This is a genomic window from Pseudomonas sp. MPR-R2A5, from assembly GCF_058793055.1.
This window is the reverse complement of sequence record NZ_JBXAFK010000020.1, coordinates 23,460-45,019: the sequence shown is the minus strand read 5'-3', so window position 1 is coordinate 45,019 and position 21,560 is coordinate 23,460. Positions and strand designations below refer to the sequence as shown.

At 61.8% G+C, this 21,560-nt stretch carries 18 protein-coding genes; 11 read left to right on the top strand and 7 right to left on the bottom strand.

All coding sequences use genetic code 11. The annotated features are described in order from the left end of the window. Positions 1-22: 22 nt before the first annotated feature. From AC1Q6I_RS15770 to AC1Q6I_RS15750, 5 genes are all read right to left on the bottom strand, one after another. Positions 23-2,395 carry a TonB-dependent siderophore receptor gene (locus tag AC1Q6I_RS15770; protein ID WP_371858338.1) on the bottom strand — a complete coding sequence of 791 codons (2,373 nt, stop codon included), beginning with the start codon at positions 2,393-2,395 and terminating at the stop codon, positions 23-25. Between the two features lie 144 nt (positions 2,396-2,539). Next, positions 2,540-3,517, bottom strand: a complete 978-nt coding sequence (locus AC1Q6I_RS15765) for a FecR domain-containing protein (RefSeq protein WP_102623767.1) — start codon at positions 3,515-3,517, stop codon at positions 2,540-2,542. Next, positions 3,518-4,033: a sigma-70 family RNA polymerase sigma factor gene (locus AC1Q6I_RS15760; RefSeq protein ID WP_024074593.1), complete on the bottom strand. Its 516-nt coding sequence runs from the start codon at positions 4,031-4,033 to the stop codon at positions 3,518-3,520. A 46-nt stretch (positions 4,034-4,079) separates the two neighbouring features. Further along, positions 4,080-4,262, bottom strand: coding sequence for a hypothetical protein (locus AC1Q6I_RS15755; protein WP_024074594.1), 183 nt, complete (start codon positions 4,260-4,262; stop codon positions 4,080-4,082). A 12-nt stretch (positions 4,263-4,274) separates the two neighbouring features. Beyond that, on the bottom strand, positions 4,275-5,519 hold the full coding sequence (locus AC1Q6I_RS15750; protein ID WP_102623768.1) for an MFS transporter: 1,245 nt from the start codon (positions 5,517-5,519) through the stop codon (positions 4,275-4,277). Positions 5,520-5,845: 326 nt separating this feature from the next. On the opposite strand from AC1Q6I_RS15750, the gene AC1Q6I_RS15745 reads away from it, so the two are divergent. The 11 genes from AC1Q6I_RS15745 (at position 5,846) to AC1Q6I_RS15695 (ending at position 18,846) form a co-directional block, all read left to right on the top strand. Beyond that, the gene (locus AC1Q6I_RS15745) at positions 5,846-8,044 is read left to right on the top strand and encodes a TonB-dependent receptor (RefSeq protein ID WP_102623769.1); all 2,199 of its coding nucleotides are present in this window, start codon (positions 5,846-5,848) and stop codon (positions 8,042-8,044) included. Between the two features lie 309 nt (positions 8,045-8,353). After that, positions 8,354-9,022 (top strand): GntR family transcriptional regulator, encoded by a 669-nt coding sequence (locus tag AC1Q6I_RS15740; protein WP_102623770.1) that lies wholly within the window; start codon positions 8,354-8,356, stop codon positions 9,020-9,022. Between the two features lie 74 nt (positions 9,023-9,096). Beyond that, positions 9,097-9,903 carry an ABC transporter substrate-binding protein gene (locus AC1Q6I_RS15735; RefSeq protein ID WP_024074598.1) on the top strand — a complete coding sequence of 269 codons (807 nt, stop codon included), beginning with the start codon at positions 9,097-9,099 and terminating at the stop codon, positions 9,901-9,903. Between the two features lie 12 nt (positions 9,904-9,915). After that, entirely contained in the window at positions 9,916-10,692 is a 777-nt protein-coding gene (locus tag AC1Q6I_RS15730) for an amino acid ABC transporter permease (RefSeq protein WP_024074599.1), read from the top strand. A gap of 2 nt (positions 10,693-10,694) precedes the next feature. Continuing rightward, positions 10,695-11,474 (top strand): amino acid ABC transporter ATP-binding protein, encoded by a 780-nt coding sequence (locus tag AC1Q6I_RS15725; RefSeq protein ID WP_102623771.1) that lies wholly within the window; start codon positions 10,695-10,697, stop codon positions 11,472-11,474. 20 nt (positions 11,475-11,494) lie between these two features. Continuing rightward, positions 11,495-12,586: a polyamine ABC transporter substrate-binding protein gene (locus tag AC1Q6I_RS15720; protein WP_102623772.1), complete on the top strand. Its 1,092-nt coding sequence runs from the start codon at positions 11,495-11,497 to the stop codon at positions 12,584-12,586. Between the two features lie 17 nt (positions 12,587-12,603). Continuing rightward, positions 12,604-14,214, top strand: a complete 1,611-nt coding sequence (locus tag AC1Q6I_RS15715) for a gamma-glutamyltransferase family protein (RefSeq protein WP_069076188.1) — start codon at positions 12,604-12,606, stop codon at positions 14,212-14,214. A 248-nt stretch (positions 14,215-14,462) separates the two neighbouring features. After that, complete coding sequence (locus AC1Q6I_RS15710) at positions 14,463-15,725, top strand: serine hydrolase domain-containing protein (RefSeq protein ID WP_024074603.1); 1,263 nt, start codon at positions 14,463-14,465, stop codon at positions 15,723-15,725. Positions 15,726-15,842: 117 nt separating this feature from the next. Then, the gene (locus AC1Q6I_RS15705; RefSeq protein ID WP_041160894.1) at positions 15,843-17,180 is read left to right on the top strand and encodes an alginate export family protein; all 1,338 of its coding nucleotides are present in this window, start codon (positions 15,843-15,845) and stop codon (positions 17,178-17,180) included. Positions 17,181-17,220: 40 nt separating this feature from the next. Beyond that, positions 17,221-18,324: a polyamine ABC transporter substrate-binding protein gene (locus AC1Q6I_RS15700; protein ID WP_069076185.1), complete on the top strand. Its 1,104-nt coding sequence runs from the start codon at positions 17,221-17,223 to the stop codon at positions 18,322-18,324. Between the two features lie 42 nt (positions 18,325-18,366). Next, positions 18,367-18,846, top strand: a complete 480-nt coding sequence (locus AC1Q6I_RS15695) for a DUF3237 domain-containing protein (RefSeq protein ID WP_069076184.1) — start codon at positions 18,367-18,369, stop codon at positions 18,844-18,846. A 19-nt stretch (positions 18,847-18,865) separates the two neighbouring features. Here AC1Q6I_RS15695 and AC1Q6I_RS15690 read toward each other — a convergent pair whose 3' ends face one another. Both AC1Q6I_RS15690 and AC1Q6I_RS15685 read right to left on the bottom strand, forming a co-directional pair. Then, the gene (locus AC1Q6I_RS15690; protein WP_069076183.1) at positions 18,866-19,477 is read right to left on the bottom strand and encodes a TetR/AcrR family transcriptional regulator; all 612 of its coding nucleotides are present in this window, start codon (positions 19,475-19,477) and stop codon (positions 18,866-18,868) included. Positions 19,478-19,582: 105 nt separating this feature from the next. Next, on the bottom strand, positions 19,583-21,340 hold the full coding sequence (locus AC1Q6I_RS15685; protein WP_102623773.1) for a sigma-54-dependent Fis family transcriptional regulator: 1,758 nt from the start codon (positions 21,338-21,340) through the stop codon (positions 19,583-19,585). Positions 21,341-21,560 lie beyond the last annotated feature (220 nt).

Sequence of the window (21,560 nt, the reverse complement as noted above, 5' to 3'; positions counted from 1 at the left end):
TTGCCGAACGGCACCGAAGGTTTCAGAAATCGACCGAGGTCGACAGTAGAACGGTACGTGGTGAACCTTGAGAGAACGCGCCATAGGAGGCCACGCCCGACCAATACTCGCGGTCGAACACGTTCTGGACGGTGACGCGCAATATCGTCGGGCGCTGGGCGATGCGGGTGCTGTAGCGCGCACCGACGTCGAAGCGTGTCCACGGATCCAGCGCCTGCGTGTTGGCCTGGTTCACGTATTGGCTGGCGGTGTACAAGGCTCCGCTGGTCAGCGTCAGCCCCTCGACCCGCGGCACATCCCATTCGGCCCAGAGGTTGGCCTGGACATTGGGCACGCCAATCGGCTTGTTGCCTCTGTTGGCCGCCACGCCTGTTTCGGTCAGTTGTGCGTCCAGCAGGGTCACGCCGCCGAGCAGGCGCGTACCTGGGCCGGCCTCGCCGGAGACATTCAGTTCCAGTCCACGATTGCGCTGTTCGCCTTGGACCGAAAAGGCACCGCCTGACAGCTCGCCGCTAGGTTTCGTAATCTGGAACAACGCAAGGGTGGACATGACCGTGCCGTAGTCGAGTTTGACCCCGACTTCATGCTGGCGTGAGACGTAGGGGGCAAAGACCTGGCCTGCGTTCGAGGCCGTGGCCGGGGCGATATCGCCCTTGCTCAAGCCTTCGAGGTAGTTGTAATAGAACGACACCCGCTCCCAGGGCCGTACAACCAGCCCGAACAGCGGCGTAGTCTTGCCGTCGTCGTAAGCGGTGGTTACGGCGCCGGCGGTGTTGTAGTTGTTGGAGCGAATGCTCTGCTTGCGCAGGCCCGCAGTGACTTGGACGCGTTGGTCGAGTATCGACAAGGTGTCGGCAACAGCCACCCCGGACAATTCGGTTGCCGAGACTTTCGGCGTCGCTGGCGTTGCGATGTCAACCTTGGGGCGCTCGATCGGCTGGTAAATGTTCGACAGGATGGGCGTGCTGGAAATGATGCCGCGCGACAATTCATCGCGGTAGCGGGTGACTTGCAGCGTGCTGCTGTGGCTGATCGGCCCAGTGTCGAAACGCAGTCGGGCACCGACGTCGACCGTGTAGCGTCGTACCTTGAACTTGTAGTAGCCGGGCGTCGACGAGGTGTCGCCGGCGCTGTTGATGATGGTCGGGGTCTGGTCGGACAGGCGTGCCACATCAGACTTCCCACCGCCGGCATGGCCGAACAGGGTCAGTGCGTCGCTGAGGTCATATTCGCCGCCCAGCAGTGCCGATTCATCCAGGGTTTTCGACCAGCCCCACGCCTGGCTCACGTTGGTACGCCCGTTGGCGGCAGGGGGAATCGGCACACCGTCTGCAATCAGGAACGGGCGTGAGGCCGCGTCGAATTGTTCCTTTTGGGTGATCAGGTCCAAGGTGGTACGCAGGCGATCACCCTGGTAATCCAAGGCGATGGCACCGACCCCGACATCCCGCGATTGCTCATCGATCGCGGTATCACCTGCTTGTAGACGCCCATTGACGCGCACCCCGAATCGCCGATCTTCGCCAAACCGCCGGCTCACGTCGAGGTGAGTGCCGAGTTGAAAGTCCTGGGCGTAACTGGCGGTCACTCGCGTCAGGTCCTCGTCCAGGGAACGCTTGGGCACTACGTTGATGACGCCGCCGACAGCGCTGTTGGGCGACATGCCGTAGAGCAGGGCGCCGGGGCCCTTGACCACCTCGATGCGCTCGGCGTAGTCGGTAAATACGCGGTAATTGGAGGCCACGCCGTACACCCCATCGAACGCGAGTTCGCCGAGGTTGCCTTCGCCCACTGGAAAACCACGGATGAAGAAGGAGTCGACAATCCCGCCTGCCTGGCCGGTAGCGCGAACCGAGGAGTCGCGTTCGAGCACATCACCCACGGTTGTTGCTTGCTGGTCCTTTATCAGGGCTGCGGTATAGGTGCTGACGCTGAAGGGGGCGTCCATCACGTCCGTATTGCCGAGTAAGCCGAGGCGCCCGCCGGTGGCCACCTGGCCACCCGAGTACACGGGTGGCAGGCTGCTGCTGCCGGGTTTTTCCGGGGCCGTCACGGTGGTGGCCGACAACGTGACCGTGCGTTGGACCAGGGTGTAGCTGCCGTCGCTGCGCAACACCATCGCCAGGCCACTGCCGTCCAGCAGGCGGGTGACGGCTGCCTGTGTCGAATAGGTGCCGCTCAGCTCAGGGCTGGTCAGGCCTCGCGTGATCGACGGTTCGAATGACAGGGCAATGCCGGCGTCCACGGCAAAGTTCGAGAGCGTTGCACCGAGCGGGCCTGGGGCAATGTGGTAAGCACGCACCGCGACCGAATCCAATTGCACCGGCACCGCCGCTGAAGCCAGCGCGCACACGGACCAGGCCAGCAGCACGCTGAGTACTGCGCCGTGGACCATGGGTTTGAACGGACGGGCCGGACGCAGGGGCCGTGCTAGGAGCATGAAAGGATGACCCAAAGGACAAGAGAAAAAGGCTGTTCCTACCTTTGCCAGCCGAGAGTGGAAAAAGTATCACCCGGCCACCGTTTATTTTGCGCACGGTCAGGCGGGAGACAAGGTCACCCAATAACCGCGCAAATGCCCGGTCACCAGCACGGGGTAAGTCTGCACCAGCATATTCAAGGTGCGATCGGTATCGCTGATCGGGAAAGCGCCGGAAACGCGCAGGTCGGCAATGGCCGGATCGCAGCGTATGAAGCCTCGGCGGTAGCGCGCCAGTTCAGCGACGAAGTCGGCCAGGCGCATCCTGTCGGCCATCAACATGCCTTGGGCCCATGAACCGGCGTAGCGGTCAGCCTGCGTCAGCGAACCAAACGTCTGCGCGGAAAAGTCGATACGCTGCCCGGCATTGACGATCAGCGGGGCCGCCTGGCTGTTATCGGCCAGCGTCACTTTTACCGCGCCATCGAGTACCGCCAGGTGAGTGCGCGGGCTTGACTCACGTACAGTAAAACGCGTGCCCAGGGCTTGCATGCGGCCTTGGCGGGTGCTGATCAGGAACGGCCGGGGCAGGGGGGTCGTGTCGACCGCGGTTTGCACCAGGATTTCGCCTTCGCGCAAGTGAATAAGCCGTTGGCGGTCGTCGAACACGACGTCGATGGCGGTATCGGTGTTCAGGGTGAGGTGCGAACCATCGGCCAGGGTAAGTTCGCGACGCTGGCCAACATCGGTGCGGTAGCCCGCTGACCATTGCTGCGATTGTGCCAGCTTCCAACCGCCCCAACTCACCGGCACCGCCGCCAACAGGAGCGCCAGTTTGCCCAGCAGGGCGCGGCGTTCCGGGCTGTTCGGTCGATCGAGGGCCGACATCGCCAGGGAGGGTGGTAAACCGCCGAACTTGCTCTGCAGCAATGTTGCCCGTGACCACGCGCGGTTACGCTCGGGGGTGCTGATCTTCCAGCGTTCCCATTCGGCGCGTTCGTGGTCCGTCAGTTCGCGCTCGCTCAAGCGCATCAGCCACTCGGCGGCTTCTTCGAGTACCTGCGGGTCCAGCGGCGGCTCCTTGCGCAGACCGAGCATTCACTCCACCAGCATCAGGCATTGTACGAAAGCCTGTTTCATGTAGCGCTTGACGGTGATCAGCGATACACCCAGTTGCTCGGCGATGTCGTCGTACTTGAGGCCGTTGATCTGCGACAGCAGGAATGCGCGTTTGACCTGCGGCGCCAGGGTATCGAGCATGGCGTCGATTTCGTGCAGGGTTTCCAGCACCAGAAAGTGCGTCTCGGGCGACGGCGCTTCGTGGGCGGGCACGTTCGCCAGTGCTTCCAGGTAGGCGCGTTCCAGTGCCTTGCGCTGGTACCAGTTGATCAGGATACCCTTGGCCACGCAGCTCAAGTACGCCCGTGGCTGGTCAATCACCGTGACCTGTGATGCCAGGATCCGGGTGAAGGTGTCCTGCGCCAAATCCGCCGCATCCATGGCGTTACCCAGCTTTCTCTTCAGCGTGGCATACAGCCAGCCGTGGTGCCCGCTGTACAGGGCCTCGATTGCGCGCAGACGGTTGGGGTGGTTCGCGGAGAGGGTTTCGCTCATGGCGGCAGGTTTTATGTTATTGAGAAGTATTCCCAATGCTAGTTGACTAAGCGACTGGAACGCAAGCGCGATCATCTTCGGTCAATCCGGCGCATGGCAGGCGCGTCAAGGCGTCAATCAACCCATCGATTTCAGCTTCGGTGCTGTAGCGTGAAGCGTCACGCATCAGCGCCGCGCCGGTGTTGTTGAAATGGATCAGGTGTTCGACAGCGGGTGTGTCGGCACGCATGCAGTTCCTTGTTCAGTTGCTGTCTGCAACACGGCTGGAGCGCGTGGCCGCCGATCTGTACCGCAACGCCAGCATCGGCATCAGCGCTACCGCATAGGCCAGGCACACGAAAAGATAGGTGTATTGCAGGCCGTAGACCTGGTTGAGCAAGCCACCGATGGAGATGCCGGCAATCGAAGCGAATTGCGCGGTACTTTGGGCGATACCCAATACGTAGCCTTGGCGCGAGTTGTCGGCGGTTTTCGAGATCAACGCCATCAGCACGGGGGTGGTCGCGCCCAGCAGTACCCCCCAAACAAAGTAGGCGACGACAAATATGCCGGGATTGCGCGTAAATCCCGCCACGGCGGTTAACCCGATACAACCGACGACGATGTAGGTGATGCGCTGTAGCGTTTGTGCTTGAGACCGGTGCTCAAAGTAGCGCGACCAGGCGCTCGCCGAGAGGATGAAGCCCAGTGCCAGCAGGCCATAGCACAGGCCAACCACTGAGTGACTGACCTCGAATGTCGCGCTGACATACAGCGAGAACGAGGTCTGGGGCAGCATGCGCGCCAGCAGCAGAATCCCCATGACGCACAGCAGAGACAACTGCGGAAAGTCGCGCCATACCCTGCTGGTGCCCGAGGCAGGCGGGGCGGAAGTCGCCGCCGGTTTTTTGGGCACTGGGGGAACGTTCGGCAAGGTCACGGCGGCTATCAGGGTACACACGGCACAGAGTGCAGAGGCGACGATATTGATCCAGAAGAACGTCGCGTAATCGAGGATCAAGCCGCCAACGACCGCGCCCAGCAATGAGCCGACATTCGTCGATATCTGCAAAATCGCAAACAGCCGGGCCCGCCGTGACGGCGCTTCGATACTGACCCCATACGCTTGCGCAGGGGCGATATAGCCGGCAAACGCACCTTGCAGGAAACGCAGGACCAGGATGACCCAGATATCAGTGGAAAACGCCAACCCGAGCTGGGTCAAGGACAACCCTGCGAGTGCGCGGATCATCATCAATTTATGCCCGTGTCGATCACCGACACGCCCCCAGAACGCACTGGTCACCATGATGCCCAGCATCGGCCCGACGTACACGGCGATGCTGGCGAAGCTGAACACCGACTCCGAAGAGGCCAGCCCACGCAGGTGCACGGGCCAGAACGGCCCGCTCATTTCCATCGCGCCCATGGAGACCAGTTGGATCGCGAACAGAAGATAAATGAGGATTCTCACACTCGAACCCTGGATAACACCGGTTTGGGACATGAGACGGCCTCGGTGGTTGAACAGCTGCGAACGGGTTAGTCAGGGGGTGTTGTCTACGGTAGTTGGCGTCCTGCATCCAATGCATGTGCAGCGGCGCGATAGCGTCGACATGTACCGCGAGGAGGATGCCAGGCCGCACAGGCGGTTGTCAGGTGTAACCGCGCTCTTGCAGTAGCGGAGCGCATGTTCGGCTATCGCCAACATTGCGGATCAGCAGGCTGCGTTCGCTGGGTTTTCAAAAAAAACAGGCGGGGATGATACTTTTTCCCATGTCGACTGGCATTAAGAGTAATTCCTATTTCCCTCGTTGAAAGGATCCTCTTGTCATGCCTGTTGTCAGTCGACCCAGCGGTGAACGCGTGTTAACCCTTGCCATTCGGACCGCCCTGTTGAATTTCGTCATGGTCGCCGCGGGCGCCAATGCCTGGGCTGAGACGCAAGCGCCTGTCGCCACGGAGGCCGATACGCCCCCCCTGACCCTCGACACCACCACGATCGACGGCCGCTACAACGGCCCGACAGCGTTGCCCGAGGTGCTCGCCGGCGGGCAGGTGGCGCGTGGTGCACGCCTGGGCATGATGGGTAACAAAGACGTGATGGACACGCCTTTCAACGTCACCAGCTACACCGCCAAAACCCTCGCTGACCTGCAAACCGTGACCGCTGCCGATGCCCTGGAGCGCGACCCCTCGGTGCGCTCGACGGGGCAGACGGGCGGGATCGTCGACTCGTTCTTCATTCGCGGCTTTGCCATCGGCGAAGGCAACTTGGGTGAACTGGCCTACGACGGCGTTTATGGCGTAGCGCCTAACTATCGGGCGTTTACCGAATACGCCGAGCGCATCGAAGTGCTCAAGGGGCCGGGCGCCTTGATGTATGGCATCTCCCCCAACAGTGGGGTTGGTGGTGTCATCAATATCGTGCCTAAGCGGCCGCTGGAGGAGGACCTGACTCGTTTTACCGGCAGTTACGCCTCGGACTCCCAAGTGGGCGGGCACTTGGATATCAGTCGCCGGTTTGGTGAAGAAAACCAGTTTGGCGTACGTTTCAACGGCAGCCTTCAAGGCGGGGATACGGCCGTTGACAACCAGAGTCGCGACGTAGGGATCGGTGCGATTGCCCTGGATTACCGCGGTGAGCGGTTGCGCCTGAATCTCGACTACATCAGCCAGAAAGAGGGCTTTGAAGGCGCCTCGCGCCCCTTCACCGTCGCACCCGGTGTGCAGGTGCCTTCGGCCCCAGACGGCCGTACAAGCCTGCCGCAAAAGTGGGGTTGGTCAGACACCAAGGAGCAGTCGGCTTTGCTGGGCGGTGAATATGACTTGAGCGATTCACTCACGGTGTTCGCCCATGCGGGTGGGGGGCGCTCGGATGTGAAACGCATGTCCGACCAGGTGCCACGTATCCTCAATGATGCCGGCGACACCAGTAATATACCTGGCTACTACAAATTCAATGTTGATCGTTCCACCGCGGATATGGGGATCCGCGGGCTGTTTGCCACGGGCCCGGTGACCCATATCACCACGTTGATGGCCACCCGTTACCAGGATGAACTCTCGCGGGGCATCACTAACGGCACGGACATTCGCTCGAATATTTACCATCCGGTGGACACACCCAAGCAGTACATCAGCACCCCGAAGGTGCTGCGCATCTCCGAGTCGGAGTTGTCCGGCGTGGCGCTGACCGACACCCTGGGCTTTCTGGATGATCGCTTCCAACTGACCTTGGGCGTGCGCCGACAATACATCGAGTCGCGCAACTACAATGCTGCCGGCGCCGTCAGCTCCCGCTATAAAGACAATGCCACTACGCCTTTGGTCGGCGTGGTGGTCAAACCGTGGGACGATGTGTCTTTCTACTACAACTACGTGGAAGGCTTGAGCAAAGGCGACATTGCCCCAGGCACGGCGGACAACTCCGGGGAAACCTTCGCACCCTATAAGTCCAAGCAGCACGAGATTGGCGTGAAGTACGAGCACGCTACCTTCATGACCACCCTGGCACTGTTCCAGATAGAAAAGCCCAGCGGAGAGGTAGGCGCTAACAATCTGTTCTCGGTACAGGCAGAACAGCGTAACCGTGGCGTCGAGCTGAGCGTGTTCGGTGAGGTGGCGCCGGGCACGCGCTTGATGGGCGGTGTGACCTTCCTGGAGGGTGAGTTGACGGATTCGGCCACTGCCGCCAACCGCGGCAATAAACCGGTGGGAGTGCCGGATATCCAGGCCAACCTATGGGCAGAATATGACACCCCGTGGCTGGAAGGTTTTACCCTCACCGGCGGTGCGATCTATACCGACAGCCAGTACGTCAACCAGGCCAACACCCAAACGCTGGATGCCTGGACCCGTATTGATGCAGGCGCGCGCTATGCCACCAAAATCGAAGGGCGGCCGACGACTTTCCGCGCCACGGTACAGAACGTATTCGACCGTGAGTATTGGTCTGGCGTGGCCTCCTATGGTGCATTTTCGCCAGGGTATCCGCGCACTTTGCAACTCTCGGCTACCGTCGATTTTTGACGGGGGCCGGTACGCGGGACGCGCGGGGCGAGTTGGCCGCGGTCCCGACACCACCCGGACTCACGACGCGCAGCAACGGCGCCGCTGCTGCGACTCGAGTGTTACTGCGCTTGCAGTTGTGCCCATTAACGGCGCACCCCTTGAGCTATTTGGTAGCACTGTGCCTTGACCTCATATGCCCGCCTGACGCGGGCATTCTGGCGATTGCTGCCGAATCAATCACTTGACGCGTAACCTGAGAATTGGCACGCATCCTGCTTTTTTGTATTCGTGGATAATTGGATACAAAAATTCAAAAGGTGCTGCCCGATGCAATTTGCCCCCGCCTACGTTGACCGCCAGCCCCTCACCGCCGAGGAGGAGGCCTACAGTTTTCTGCTCAATGCCATTTGCAACGGCCGTTATCGCAAGGGTGATCGCCTGATTGCAGAGGACATTGCCACCGAGCTCGGGATGAGCCGCATGCCGGTACGCGAGGCTTTTCGCCGCCTGGACGCGCAGGGCCTGGTGACCCTGCGGCCCAACCGTGGCGCGGTCGTCAGCGGCGTGGATATCGATGAATTGCACGAAGTGTTTGAAATGCGCAGCGCCCTCGAAGGCCTGGCGGTGCGCGTTGCCACCAGCCGTATCGGCGAACGCCAACTGGCGGCGCTGGAGCGCCTGCTGGACGAGATGGACGATTACCGCGACGACAGCGCCGAGTGGGTCAGCCGCCACCGTGCCTTCCATGAATTGCTCTGCAGCCTCAGCGGGCGTCCGCGCTTGATGAAGCAGATCTCGGCGCTGTACTCGCTGGTCGAGGCGCCCATGCGGTTGTGGTTGCAGCACGGTGACAAACCGCTCAGCGCACGCCAGGAGCACGCGGTGATCCTCGATGCCATTCGTGCCGGGGATGCCGCCCGTGCCGAAGCGGTGGTGCGCGAACACATCGAAGGCACCGTGCCGGCGCTGATTCAATTCCTGCAATCGGAAAAATAGAAGCGGGCCCAAGCCCGACTGTGTTTTGACATTGAGTCCTGCCCCCGTTGTTCAACGAACTGGAGTGTCTGGTCATGCATAAACGCCGCGCCTTGCTGGTGGCTGTAACCCTGGGTCTCTGCACGCAAGGGGCGTTTGCCGCGCCCCAGGTGCCGGAGCGCCTGCAGAAAGTCGATAAGCTCACGTATTGCTCGGGGATGGATTCACCGCCCCTGGTGTCCTTCGACGAAAACCAGAAACCGCGCGGGCTCACCGTCGACCTGGGCCTGGAAATTGCCAAGCGCCTGGGTGACAAGCCGGTGCAGTGGCGGGTGATTCCGTTCTCCGGGCTGGTCCCGGCGCTGCTCGCCCAGCAGTGCGACATGATCGTCGACCAGCTGTTCGACAAGCCTGAGCGGCGGCAGGTCATCGACATCGTCAACTACATGTATTCCAGCCAGTCGGTGGTGGTCCCCAAGGGCAACCCCAAGGGCATCAAGGCGCTGGATGACTTGTCCGGGCACAAAGTGGCCGTGCTCAACGGCTCCACCATCAAGACCCTGCTCGATACCCAGAATGAAAGCCTGGCCAAGGCCGGCAAGCCACCGATGAAGCTGGTGGTCTACAACACCGACACCGATGCATTCCAGGCGCTGCGCATCAACCAGGTCGACGCCTACGGCACCACCGTGGAGACCGCCGGTTACTACGCGGCGATGGCGCCGGAGCTGTTCCAGGAAGGCGTACCGGCCTTCAGTCGCATCCTCACCGGCCTGGGGATTCGCAAGGATGACCCGCAACTGACCGCCGCCGTGCAGCAGGTGATCAGTGATATGCGCAGTGACGGCAGCTATGGGCAATTGCTGAACAAATGGCATGTCAGCAGCGACACACTCGACTGAGGTTTGCCAGCGATGAATTTCAATTGGGATGTGTTCTGGCAGTACCTGTTGCAGCCGAGCGGGGTGTACCTCACCGGGCTCTGGCTGACCTGCCTGATCAGCGTGCTGGCGATGGCGCTCGGTTGTGTCCTGGGGCTGGCGGCCGCGCTGCTGCGCTTGTCGAAAAACCCGCTGTTGCACCTGCCGGTGCGTTTTTATGTGTGGTTGATGCGCGGTACGCCGTTGCTGGTGCAGATCGTCTTTCTCTACACGGCCTTGGCGGCGGGCGGCATCTTCCGCTTTGAGGACATTGCGCTGTTCGGCCTGGTCGTGCCCGGCAATATCCAGGCGGCGATCATTGCCCTGGGTCTCAATGAAGGAGCGTACATGGCCGAGATCATCCGCGCCGGCATCGGTGCGGTGGACAAGGGCCAGTATGAAGCCGGGCGCTCCCTGGGCATGCCGTTCGCCAAGCTGATGCGCCGCATCGTGTTGCCTCAGGCGTTCCGGGTGATCGTGCCGCCGCTGGGCAACGAGTTCAATGTGATGCTCAAGAACACCACCCTGGTCAGTGTGATTGGCGTGCAAGAGTTGCTGCTCAGTACCCAGATGATCACCTCGGCGACCTTTCGTGTATTCGAGCTGTACCTGGTGGTCGCGCTCTACTTCTTGACGCTGACGACCCTGTGGGGCTTTTTCCAGCGCTGGCTGGAGACGCGTTTCAGCCAGTCCGATCGGCCTGCCGCACCGCCGCCGGCATCCAGCCGCATGTTCGGCCGCAGCACCCTGAAATTGCTGAGGGGACGTTAACCATGGCGCACCAAAGTGAAGAACTGATCATCGAAGCCCTGGATATCCACAAATCGTTTGGCACGCTGCAGATTCTCAAGGGGATTTCGCTGCAGGTGCGACGCGGCGAGGTGGTGGTGCTGATTGGCGCCTCCGGTTCCGGCAAGACCACTTTTATCCGCTGCATCAACCTGCTGGAAGACATCCAGGCTGGACGCATCCGCGTCAACGGCCGCGCCATGGGTTATCGCGAGTGCAGCGACGGCAGCCTGGTGCGCGATTCGGAGCGCAACATCGCCCGGCAACGTCGCGACATCGGCATGGTGTTCCAGCGCTTCAACCTGTTCCCCCATATGACTGCCCTGGAAAACATCATCGAAGCCCCGATCCAGGTGCTCGGCGTACCGCGTGCCGAGGCGCTGGAACAGGCCCATGGCTTGCTGGCACGGGTCGGGCTGGCGGACAAGGCCAGCCATTACCCATCGATGCTTTCCGGTGGCCAGCAGCAACGGGTCGCGATTGCCCGTGCCCTGGCAATGAAACCCCAGGCCATGCTGTTCGACGAACCCACCAGCGCCCTCGACCCGGAAACCGTCGGCGAAGTCCTGCAGGTCATGAAGACGCTGGCCGAAGAGGGCATGACCATGGTGGTGGTCACCCATGAAATGGGCTTTGCCCGTGAAGTGGCCGACCGTGTGGTGGTGCTCGATCAGGGAGAACTCATCGAACAAGGCCCGCCGGAGCAGATTTTCAGCCACCCCAGCCACCCGCGTACCCGGGCCTTTCTCAGCCGCGTGTTATGACCCTTGCAAGGAAAATCACCATGCGTTTATCACGTTTGTTTGCGGCTCTGTGCTGTGCCGCCCTTGTCCCCGTGACCCAGGCCGCCGAGTCGGTGGTGAAGGTCTATAACTGGTCCGATTACATCGGCCCCGACACCGTGAAGAACTTCGAGAAAGACAGCGGCATCAAGGTGCAGTACGACATTTTCGACACCAACGAAATGCTCGAAGCCAAGTTGCTTTCCGGGCACTCGGGGTATGACGTGGTCGTGCCGTCCAGCCAGTTCCTGTCCAAGCAGATTCGCGCCGGCGCCTACCAGCCGCTGCAACGCGCGCTGCTGGATAACTGGAAGCACCTCGACCCGCGCCTGATGCAACGCCTGGAAGCCGCCGACCCCGGCAACCGCTACGCCGTGCCGTATATGTGGGGCACCGTGGGCATCGGCTACAACGCAGAAAAAGTGCGCGCCGTGCTGGGCAAGGACGTGGTGCTGGACTCGTGGTCGATGGTCTTCGAGCCTGGCAACCTGGCCAAGCTGAAAAGTTGCGGCGTGGCCTTCCTCGATGCGCCGGTGAAGATCATTCCCCAGGTCATGCTCTACCTGGGCCTGGACCCCAACAGCGTCAAGCCCGACGACTACAAGCAAGCCTCCAAACGCCTGATGGCGCTGCGGCCGTCGGTGACCTACTTCAACTCGTCGAAATACACCGCTGACCTGGCCAACGGCGATATCTGCGTGGCCGTCGGTTATTCCGGCGACGTGATGCAGGCTCAGAGCCGGGCCAAGGACGCCGGTAAAAACATCGACATCCGCTACCTGATGCCCAAGGAAGGCGTGAACCTGTGGTTCGACATGCTGGCGATTCCCAAGGACGCCGGTAACACAGCCAATGCCCACGCCCTGATCAACTACCTGCTGCGTCCCGACGTGATCGCGCCGATCAGCGACTACGTCGGCTACGCCAACCCGAACAAGGACGCCACGCCGCTGATGGACTCCAAGGTCAGCGGTAACCCGGGGATCTACCCCGGCGATGACGTCATCAGCCACACCTTTGTCTCCGCCGACCTGCCGGAAAACATCCAGCGCCTGATGACCCGGGAATGGAACCGGATCAAATCCGGCCAATAAATCGAAGAGCCTTTGCCATGTTGAAATTTTCTGCTCACGAGTACCCCTATCCATCGCAACGCCAGTGCGTGTTCGCGCGTCGCGGCATGGTCGCCGCATCCCAGCCCCTGGCCGCCCAGGCGGGTATCGAGATCATGCAAAAGGGCGGCAATGCCATCGACGCGGCGATTGCCACGGCGGCGGCGCTCACGGTGGTGGAGCCCACCGGCTGCGGCCTGGGCGGCGATGCCTTTGCCTTGGTGTGGTGCAAGGGCCAGTTGCACGGCCTGAACGGCAACGGCCACGCGCCGGCCGCCTTGAGTATCGACGCGGTCAAGGCCGCGGGGCACGATCGGATGCCGCTGTACGGCTGGACCCCGGTCACCGTGCCCGGCTGCCCGTCGGCCTGGGCGGAGCTGTCGCAACGCTTCGGCAAGCTGCCGTTTGCCGAGCTGCTGCAACCGGCCATCAGCCTGGCGCGTGATGGTTTCCCGCTGTCGCCGGTGGTTGCCCATCAATGGCAGATCGCGCTGGATGAATTCACCCCCCATCGCGACCCGGTGCTGGACGCCTGGTTCGATACCTTCCTGATCGACGGCCGCGCGCCTCGGGCAGGGGAGATCTTCCGCAACCCGGCCCAGGCGCGCACCCTGGAAGAACTCGCCACCAGCCGTTGCGAAAGCCTGTATCGCGGCGCCCTGGCCGCACGCCTGGATGCCCATTCGCGGGCCAGCGGTGGCTACTTGCGCGCCAGTGATCTCAAGGATTACCGCGCGCAGTGGGTGGACCCGATCCACATCAACTACCGTGGCGTGGACGTGTGGGAAATCCCACCGAGCGGCCAGGGCATGGTGGCGCTGATGGCGCTGAAAATCCTCGAAGGCTTCACCTTTGATCACCGCGACAGCCAACAGACCTGGCACCGCCAGCTCGAGGCGATGAAGCTCGCCTACAGCGACGGCCTGCACTACATCACCGACCCTCTGCATATGCGCGTGGCAGTCGCCGACCTGCTCAGCGACGACTACAGCACGCGCCGCCGCGCGCAGATCGGCGAACAGGCACAGCCGCCCAAACCCGGTGACCCGCACGCCAGCGGCACGGTGTACCTGGCCACGGCGGACGCTGAAGGCAATATGGTCTCGTTCATCCAGAGCAACTACCACGGCTTCGGCTCCGGCGTGGTGCTGCCCGACAGTGGCATTGCGCTGCAGAACCGTGGGCAGGAATTCAGCCTCGACCCGACCCACGCCAACTGCCTGGCCGCGGGCAAGAAAACCTTCCACACCATCATCCCCGGCTTCCTCACCAAGGATGGCCAAGCCCTTGGCCCGTTCGGCGTGATGGGCGGCTATATGCAGCCCCAGGGCCACGTGCAGATGGTGATGAACCTGGTGGACTTCGGCCTCAACCCCCAGGCCGCGCTGGATGCGCCACGCTGGCAATGGCTGGGCGACATGAAGGTCGGCATCGAGCAGGGCGCCTCCCGTGACCTGGCCAATGCCCTGGCCCGGCGTGGGCATGACGTGCAGATCGCCAGCGACCTGACCGACTACGGGCGTGGGCAAATCATCCTGCGCGACCCGGTCAGCGGGGTGCTCTGCGCAGGCACTGAACCGCGGGCGGACTCCCATATTGCCGTGTGGTAACCGCCTGGCGCAGCCCTCGTCTGAGCATGTCACGGCGACTCGTAGCGGGTCGTCGAGGCTTTCCTATGGCACGGGCTTTCGGCCCAGATTGCCCGGCAGCGGCATCCTCCGCAGCCGGCAATCCGCTGGGATTCAAAGGCGGTGGAATTAGCGTTTCTTGATAAAAAGTTTTATTGACTAAAATAAAATATCGGGTAATTATTTCCCTGCATCTGCTTTCATGCAGAGTCATCTTCAGGGTTATCCCGATGAGTCATACACCCCCGTCTTTTCTTGCGACTCTTTACATCGAGGCCACTGAGTCGCCCTCGGCCAATCGCATCACCCCCCAGCTGATGCAGGGCTTCCCCGCCGAACCCAAACACCGAGTCACGTGGCACAACTGGATGCGCGCACCCTTCAGCCAGTGGGGCTTCCGTCATCTGGCGCGGCTGCGTCCCACCATCGATGTGGCGGCGGGTCCAGGGCCTGCCGGTCAGCTCAAGGAAGCGCCCAACGCGCTGGATCAGCTGTGTTTCGACAGCGAATGCGGGTTGAGCATCAGTGTTATCGAACACCTTGTCGCCAGCCAGACCGACGCCTTTCTGGTGCTGCAGGGCGACACGGTGTTGTTCGAGCGCTACTTCAACGGCCAGCGTGCGGATGACCGGCACATCATGTTCTCGGTGACCAAGTCGCTGATCGGCACCCTTGGTGAACAGCTGGTTTCCAACGGCACGCTCAAGCCCGAGCTGTCCGTCGCGTACTACGTGCCTGAGCTGGTGGGCAGTGCGTTTGGCGATGCCACGGTGCGTCAGTTGTTCGATATGGCGGTGGGCATCGACTACAGCGAGGTGTATGACGACCCCAGCTCTGAGAGCTCGCAGTATGGTTATGCCTGCGGCTTTCAACCGGCACCGGCGCAGTACGCCCAGTTCGACTCGTTGTACCAGTACTTGCCGTCTCTCAAGAAGCGCGGCAGCCACGGTGGTTTTTTCCATTACGTGACCGCAACCACCGAAGCCTTGGCATGGGTCATGGAACGTGCCTCGGGCAAGGCCTGCAGTCAGATGCTGGAAGAGATCTGGGCTCGCCTGGGATGCGACCGCGACGGTTATTTCATGGCCGATCCCTGGGGCCGTAACGTTGCCGGGGCGGGCTTCAGTGCAACCTTGAGAGACATGGCACGTTTCGGCCGCCTGCTGGCCAACGACGGTCGCCAGGACGGCGTTGAGCTGCTGTCGCCCGAGACCGTGGCCCGTATCGCCGCCGGCGCTGATCCTGCGGTCTACGCGCAAAATGCCGAGTTCTCGAGCTGGACGCCGGGTGCGTCCTATCGCAGCCAGTGGTACGTGTTCAACGACCACAGCCAAGCCCTGATGGCTGGGGGCATCCACGGCCAATACCTGTTTATCGACAAGCCGTCCGGCGTGGTGATCGTCAAGCAATCGTCGCTCACCGATGCGGTCAGCCCGTTCGATAACGACAGCGTGCGCATGCTGCGCGCGATCGCCGCGCAACTGAGTCACTGACCCACGCCTAAAAAATAAGAGTTTTGCGTTCTATTCACCTGGCTTGCCCAGGTGTTGGCGGCGCTCTGCGTCGCCATTGACTGCCCTGTAACAACAATAATTCCACAGGAGCTTCTTATGGTTTTCACCAAGCGTTTTTCCCGAGCGCTGTTAGCGCTCGGCTTACCCCTGACCAGTCATGTCGCGTTGGCGGGCTACACCTTTGAGGACGGCGATCTCAAGGGTGAAGTCAATCTCACGGTGGGCGGGGCGACGCTGTTTACCCGTGGCGTCAACTTCGGCAGCGGCCAGGTCGATGCGCGCAACGGCAAAAACGGCGGCGCCAGGATCAACTGGCAAGAGGTCTACGTAAAACCCGGGGTCAAACTCGAGTATGCGCTGCAACCGGATTTCAGCCTGCTGGCGGGCGGTTCCCTGGTGGGCGCGAGCACGTTTGGCGATGGCGATGCGGGGGGCTTCAGCCGCAGCTCCGACGGCAAGGTCGCTGCCGAAGAACTCTACGGCGGTTTTCGCGCCGGCGAATGGAAGTTCACCGCCGGCCGCCAGAACTACATGATCGGTACCGGGTTCATCGTCATGGACGGTAACCTCGACCAATACAAGGATGGCGCCTACTGGCTCGGCCCGCGAACCGCGTTCAAGGATTCGGCGATCCTCGCCTGGGATCATGGCGCGCTGAAGTCCCAGGCCTTCACCTTGCGCACCGATGATGACTTGGGCGATTTCCGCATGACCGGCGTCAACCTCGATTACAACCTCGATGACCAGGTGACGCTCGGCGCCATGGCCATGAAGGTCAATGCCCTTGGCCCCAGGGGCAGCACGCTCCCGCGCCGTCGGGACGGCATGCAGGTGTACAACCTGCGGGCGCTCAACGCCAAGGTGCCCGGCGTACAGGCGCTGACGCTGAATGCCGAGTACGCGCTGGAGCGCGGCAGCGGCGAGGGGGTCGACTACGATGCCAACGCCTGGTACGCCCAGGCCGACTACGCCTTCAGCACCGTGCCGCTGACGCCGATCCTCGGCTACCGTTACGCGAGCTTTTCCGGCGACGACAACCTCACCGACAACCGGCAGAAAGCCTGGGATTCGCTGAGTAAAGGCTTCGTCGACTGGAGCACCTGGCTGGTCGGGGACGTGGTCGGCAACTACCTGCTGTTCAACAGCAACGAAAACGTCCAGCAGTTCTCCCTCAAGACCCACCTCAACGAAACCCTGACCCTCGGCGCGATTCACTACCAGTTCTGGCTGGACGAGAAAAACTACATGGGCGCACCGGTCAGCGATCGGCGCTTTGCTGACGAAAGTGTGGTTTTCCTCGACTGGACGCCCACGCCGTCGTTCTATACGTCGCTGTCCTACAACTGGGTCAAGCCACTGGCCGCCGCCAAACAGGTATTCGGCGATGACCAGACGTTCAGTGCGCTGGAACTGTATTTCACCTATCGCTATTAAGTGCCGCGAGCCATCGTGGCCGCGCTGGAGTGTTTGGATCATGAACAGGTTTTTGCGTAATACCTTGCTGGGCACTGTCACTTCGTTGCTGATCAGTGGTTTTTGCCTGGCTGAAGAGCGGACGGTACGGATCTACAATTGGATCGAATACCTGCCGCCCGAAGTGCTCAAGAGCTTCCAGGACGAAACCGGCATTCGTCCGATTTACGATGTGTTCGACAGTTCCGAAACCATGGAGTCCAAGCTGCTGACGGGCAACTCCGGGTATGACGTGGTGTTCCCCGGCACCGCCAACCTGGGGCACTTGATCACCGCCGGAGCGGTGCAGCCACTGGACCGCAAGCAGTTGCCGAACTGGCAGCACCTGGACCCGCAGTTCATGCAATCCCTGGAAGCGGTGGGTGACAACGGCAACCGCTACGCCGCGCCTTACCTGTGGGGCACCACATTGATCGGCTACAACGTCGACAAGGTGCGCAAAGCCCTGGGCCCCGACGTGCAGATGAACAGTTGGGACATCATCTTCAACGAAGAAAACCTCGCCAAGCTCGCCAGCTGCGGGGTCGGCTTCCTCGACGCCGGCAACGAGATCCTGCCGATTGCCTTGCACTACAAGGGCCTCGACCCCAATAGCCAGAAGCGCGAGGACTATGTGCAGGCTCAGGCCGCAATGATGAAGATTCGCCCTTACATCACCTACTTCAACTCGTCGCGCTACGGCATGGACCTGGCCAACGGTGATATCTGTGTGGGCGTGGGCTGGTCCGGCGGTGTCGCGCTGGCCAAGCAATTGGCGGATGCCGCTGGCAAGGGCGTCAAGGTCGAAATGGCATTGCCGAGGGAAGGCGCGCCGATGTGGTCGGATGTGATGATGATCCCGGCCAACGCGCCCGACCTTGCAGAGGCTCATGTGTTCATCAATTACATCCTGCGCCCGGACGTGATTGCGCGCATCAGCAACAAAATCGGCTATCCCAACCCGAACAAGGACGCCACCGCGCTGGTGGACGCCAGCATCCGTAACAACCCCAACATGTATGTGCCGGAGCCCGCGCGCAAGACCCTGTTCGCCCTGGAGCCGATCCCGGCTGCGGTGGAACGCATCCGTACCCGCACCTGGACCGCCATCAAGAGCAACCGCTGATCAGTGTGGCCCGGTGCGTGCGCGCCGGGCTTGGAGCTTGCCATGACTGAACGGATGGACATTGCCCCCAACTTGCAGCGGGTGCTGACCCTTCGCGTCGCGATAGGGCCGGGTGTGATGCTGGGCGACAGCATTGAAGGCCTGCGCTGCAATTACCCGATTGTGGGCGGGGATTTCGACGGGGTCGGCATCAGCGGCCAGGTCCTGGTGGGCGGAGAAGATTGCTTTCTTTTGCGCCCGGATGGCGTCGGTCAACTGGATGCCCGCTATAGCTTGAGGACCGACGAAGGTGAGGTGATCAACATCCGTAACCTGGGGGTGCTGAGCATGACCGAGTATGGGCGCCAGTTGGAGCGCGACGGCCAATGGCCGATTCCTGAGACGGAGTACCGCTGCACCTGCACGCCGGTGTTCCAGGTGCCCAAGGGGCGGCTGGACTGGCTTACCCGTTCAAGTTTTATCGGCCTGGTGCATTACCCGGGCGCCGACCAGGTGGTGATTCGTTGCTATCGCTTTTACTGAGCCCCGACCCTGAAAGCTTTCAGGCCTGCATTCCGTAGAACAGCAACTCGGTGATACGCCGGACCTGGGTAGAGTGCGCGTCGATATCCGGGTGTTCCTGGTTCACCAGCCGGAACAGTTGCAGGTGCGAATAGTCGTTCAGCAGGAACGCGGCCAACTCCACATCGAGTTGCGGGCGCAGCTTGCCGGCCCGTTGCAGTTCGCGCAGCAGCTCGCTGATTTCGGCCCTGAGCGCATCGTTCATGGCCCGATAACCTTCGGGCAGTTCATTGCTGCCACCGAACAGGATCAATGGCAGCAGTTCGCGCCACAGGCTGGGGTGCATGACTTCCAAGGCATAACCCGTCAGCAGCCGTTCCAGGTAGCACAGCGCCTCGACCGGATCCTCTATTTCCCGGATCAGGCTGCGCGTGTCAGTGATGGCGCGTTGATCGGCGTGGTGCAGGATTTCCAGGATGATTTCCTGCTTGTTGCCGAAGTACTTGAACACCGTGGGCGGCGACACCCCGGCCTGGCTGGCGATCTGTTCGATGGTGGTGTTCTGGAAACCCTGGCGCTCGAACAGTTCGATCGCCGCCTTGCTAATGGCTTGCCGGCGTTCGGCTTTCTGACGTTCACGCAGTCCGCTCACGGGAGGTCCTTGTCACGAGTAAAAAGAGGGGCACCAGGCGCTTGTCGGCCCGGTATCCCTGCAAAATACTTAATTGGGTAAAGCTTTTAAAGCTCTAATTGCCATTCAAGGCGCCTGCCGCCGATGTTTCTTCAGGCGGTAGGCAAATTGCGCCCGGCTCAGTCCCACGAGCCTGGCCGCAGCGGCCAGGTTGCCTGAGTTCTGTTGCAGCGCCTCATTGATCAGGCGCGATTCCAGGCCCTCGATGGAAAACCCCTGTTCCAGTTGGCCAAGCGTATCCAACAGTGCAGGGCGGGGCACTTGCCCGGTGTTTGACAGGCTGCCGTGATCGTCCAGGCCGTAGGGATCGGCCGGCATTGGTTCGTTGCGAAACAGGTGCACCAGGTCGATGGCCTGGCCTTCGTTACTGGCGATCAGGCCGCGCTCGATCAGGTTTTGCAGCTCGCGCACATTGCCCGCGAAGTCGTAGCGCAGCAACACCTTCAGGGCGCGCATGGTCAGGCCCACGGGGGTGCGCGCATATTCCTGGCAGAAGCGCGTCAGGAACGCGTTGATCAACAGCGGGATGTCGTCGCGGCGTTCCCGCAGGGGCTGCAGGGCGATGGGGTAGACATTCAGCCGGTAGAACAGGTCTTCGCGAAACGTGCCGTCAGCGACGGCTTTGCGCAGGTCCAGGTTGGTAGCGGCGACCACCCGCACATCCACCTTGATGCCGCGCACGCCGCCGACCCGTTCGATCTCGCGCTCCTGCAAGGCCCGCAGCAGTTTGCTTTGCCCGGTCAGGCTGAGGCTGGTGATTTCATCCAGAAACAGTGTCCCGCCCTGGGCTCGCTCGAAACGTCCGGGACGTGAGTGTGTCGCGCCGGTATACGCCCCACGTTCGACACCGAAGAGTTCGGCTTCGATCAGGTTATCCGGGATGGCCGCGCAATTGAGCGCCACGAACGGGCTGTCACGGCGACAGCTGAGCTGGTGCAACTGGCGTGCGAACATCTCCTTACCCACCCCTGACTCACCGCTGATCAGCACGGTGGCGGGCGTCAGCGCGACGCGCTGCAGGGCCTGCATCGCGGCATTGAACGCGGCACTGGCGCCCACCAACGGCGGTGGCTGGCTGCCGCTGGCACGGTTGCCCATTGCGCTATCGAGCGTAGGGGCGGCGGCGGGGCGGCTGACGGTCTGGGACACATTCAGGTAGCGCAGGTCCTGCTCGACGTCGCCCCATTGCTCGGCCGTCTTGCCGATCACCCGGCAACTTCGGTGGCCCATGCCGCGGCACTCCACTTCGCGGAAAATCACCATTTGCCCAAAAAGGCCACTGACGAAACCGATGGCATAGCCCGTTTCTGTCCAGCACACCGGATCCTGACCGATGCCATAGGCACCTACATGTTCGTCGGCTTCGCACGAGTGGTGCCAGAGAAATTCGCCTTCGTAGAAGCCTGAGTCGGCGTCGAACTTGAAGTGCAGGGGCTCGACCTTGGTCATGCCTTCCAGGGTGTGCAGATGTGTGCCGGCGCGAAACACGGCAGCGGCATCCGCCTGTGGCCAGCGTTCGCGGATCAGCCGGGCATCCCGCGCACCGGACGCGTAGCCGGCACGGGTGAACAGGCCGCGCGCCTGTTCCAGCCCCAGGCGCTCGATGACCTCCCTGCGCAGGGCACCAAACGACGAGCTGTGCAGCAACAACATACGTTGATCGTTGAGCCAGATCCGCCCGTCTTCGGGAGAAAAGAACAGGCAGTCGGTCAGTTCCGCCGGCGTCGGTGAACTGCTGTCGCTGAGTTGGCGGCTATCGCCCCTCGGATGGTAAGACGCGGTGGCCACCCGGTCGTCGGGCAGCGCGCTGTGGGGATTAGTCATTGTTATGCCCCTGCAAAGCGAGTGAACGATATGAGCAACTGCGAAGATAGTTATTAAACATAACCTTATCAATTGAACAAGTGCCAGCGGCCTGGTTTTTACCGCCGCGCTGCGGGGTGTCCATGGGCCGTGCGTGGCAACCCTTGGTCCAGAGCCTTCGGCGCGTTATGTCAGCGCCGCGGTGTGCAAGCGGCACAGCCTTTGCTCAAGGCTTGATGCG